Origin of the sequence: Furfurilactobacillus siliginis (assembly GCF_001437435.1) — a bacterium.
Lineage (GTDB): Bacteria > Bacillota > Bacilli > Lactobacillales > Lactobacillaceae > Furfurilactobacillus > Furfurilactobacillus siliginis.
Genome location: NZ_JQCB01000007.1, coordinates 97,049 through 97,379 on the forward strand (window position 1 = coordinate 97,049; position 331 = coordinate 97,379).

The following is a 331-nucleotide window of genomic DNA, read 5'->3' on the forward strand; positions in this document are numbered from 1 at the left end:
GCCAAAGTAAAAGTCAGTCGCAAACTCAAATAGCCGCTCTAACAAGCTACGTACACGTAGACTGTTAGAGCGGCTACTTGAGTTTGCAGTTAACTGTTACTTGGATTGAACGTTGGTCGTTGCAGTCAAAGTGGCGGCGAGTTTTCTTCGACGTTCACTGCACTTGTGTTTTGCCCGCAAAGCGGGCAAAGCACTCCCCCAGCGCCAGGTCATTAGCAATGGAGACCAGATGTCGTGCCGAGAGCGTAGGCTGCGCAAGGATTGCGCGAAGCCAAAGCGGTAAGGCGCTACATCTGGTCGACGGTGAGCGAAGCGAACTTGCTAATGGCCT